At 65.0% G+C, this 2,328-nt stretch carries 1 pseudogene; it reads right to left on the reverse strand.

Annotated elements, in window-relative coordinates:
- Positions 1-114 precede the first annotated feature (114 nt).
- Positions 115-2,265: pseudogene (locus NK662_RS24405) on the reverse strand (phenylalanine ammonia-lyase).
- Positions 2,266-2,328 lie beyond the last annotated feature (63 nt).

Consider the following 2,328-nt stretch of genomic DNA (forward strand, 5'->3'; position numbering starts at 1 on the left):
GCAGGGTCTTTTTTGTCTGAAGATACACGAAGCGGTTCGTTTTCTTTTATTTTTAGTCTCCTCTCCTCCTCGATGATGGGTGTATGGCAATGGCAATGGCGATGGGATCTTGGCTTAGTTGATGGGAAGGGGCTCGCCGTTCCACTCCTTGAGGCAGTCGAGCATGGGGTCGATGAGCTTGCCCTGGCTGATGCCGAGGAACACCTTGTTGCACTCCTCGCCGGGGGACTTGAGCTTCTCGCCGGTGAGGAATACGCAGCCGAGCTCCTCGCGGACGAAGCGGTAGAGCGGGAACGACCGGCTCTCGACGATCCGGTTGGCGACGGGGGCGGTGCCGTTGGCGACGGCGACGCGGGCGGCCTCGATCTCCCGGGGCAGCGCAGAGCGGAGCTCCTCCTCGAACTTGGTGATCTTGGAGAACACGGAGGCCTCGGGCTCGGCGTCGCCGCTGGTGAGGGCGTGCTCGACGAGCACGGCGCGGAGCTTCTGCATGAGCGGGTAGTTGGCGCTGCACGGGTCGTCGGCATAGCTGAACACGGCCTCGCGGTCGATGGCGGTGAGGAGGTTCTTCTCGCTGAAGCGCGCGCTGGAGAGGTCGCCGGTGGGGTTCATGGTGAGCACCTTCTTGGCCACCTGGGTGACGCAGTTCTTGACGGAGCTCTTGATGTTCTCCTCGAGGTGGCGAAGGTCGACGGCCTGGCACAGGGCGACGATGTAGGTGGAGGTCATGAGCTTGAGGATGTCCACCGCCTCCAGGGTCTTCCTGGCCGAGACGAGACCCAGCGAGTTCACGTCCTGGTTGTGCTGCTCCGCGCTCTGGACATGGTTGGTGATGGGGTTGGCGAGGTACTGGAGCTCAGAGCAGTAGGAGGCCATGGCGATCTCGGTGCCCTTGAACCCGTAGTCCAAGCTCGGGTTGCGGCTGCCGGCCAGGTTGGAGGTCAGCCCGTTGTTGTAGAACTCGTTCACGAGCTCGGAGAACTGCGCGAACATGAGCTTGCCGATGTTGGCGATGGCGAGACGGGCGTTGTCCATGGACACACCGATGGGGGTGCCCTGGAAGTTGCCGCCGTGGAGCGCCTTGCCGCGGTGGACGTCGATCACCGGGTTGTCGTTCACGGAGTTGACCTCGCGCTCGATGGACTTGGTGGCGGCGCGGATGACCTCGATCTGCGGGCCGAGCCACTGCGGCGACGTGCGGAGCGCGTACCTGTCCTGCTTCGGCTTCAGCAGCGGGTCCATCTCGTTCACCTTCTTGGCGTGGCTCATGAACGAGCTCCCGGCGAGGATGTGCTCCATGATGGCGGCGGCCTCGATCGACCCAGGGTGGTGCTTCAGCTTGTGGGTCAGGTGGTCGGTGTACTCCGGCTTGCCGTTCATCACCTCGCAGAACACCGCCGAGAGCACCTCGGACAGGACGGCGAGGATGTTGGCGTCGAACATCACGGTGGCCGCGAGCGCCGACCCCACGGACGTGCCATTGACGATGGCGAGACCTTCCTTGGGGTTCAGCGTGAAGAAGCCACCCTCGATGCCGGCGAGCTTGAACGCCTCGGCGGCGTCCACCTTCCTGCCGTCGGGCGAGATGGCCTGCGCGTTGGGGCGGCCGGTGATGAGGCCGGCAATGTAGGACAGGGGAACCAGGTCACCGGACGCGGTGATGGTGCCACGGAGCGGCAGGCACGGCGTGACGCCGGTGTTGAGCAGCTTGGTGATGGCCTCGAGGATCTCGAACCGGATGCCGGAGTAGCCCTGGAGGAGGGTGTTGATGCGCACGAGCATCGCCGCGCGCGTCGCCTCCGCCGGCAGAACGTGGCCGTCGGTGCCGGTGCCGAAGGCGCCGGCATTGAGGAATATGATGATCTCCCTCTGGAGCGCGCCGCCCTACTTGGTGCGGCGGTGGGAGGTGGCGCCGAAGCCGGTGGTGACGCCGTAGCTGTCGGTGCCGTTCATCATGCTGTTCATGACCCAGTCGCTGCTGGCCTTGACGCGGCCGCGGGCGGACTCGTCGAGCTCCACCCTGGCGTCGCCGGCGCCGGCGGCCACGGCGGCCACCTGCGCGATCGTCAGGCTGGCGCCCTCGATCTTCACCAGCGGCTGGCGGAAGTCCTCCACCATCCGCTTCACCTCGTCGAGGTGGCTCCCCGCCAGCTCGTCCGCCGCCTTCCCCCAGTTCAGTGGGTCGGCCCGCGGCGGCGCCGACACCGACGACATGCACAGCCCGTCGCCGTTCAGGGAACGAACAAGCCCGGTTTCGCACTCCATTACAGATGTGTACAGTCACACAGACTCACAGATGCAGTAGTAGCACACGAATAGAAGTACAAG

The organism is Ectobacillus ponti, assembly GCF_024294785.1.
Lineage (GTDB): Bacteria > Bacillota > Bacilli > Bacillales > Bacillaceae_G > Ectobacillus > Ectobacillus ponti.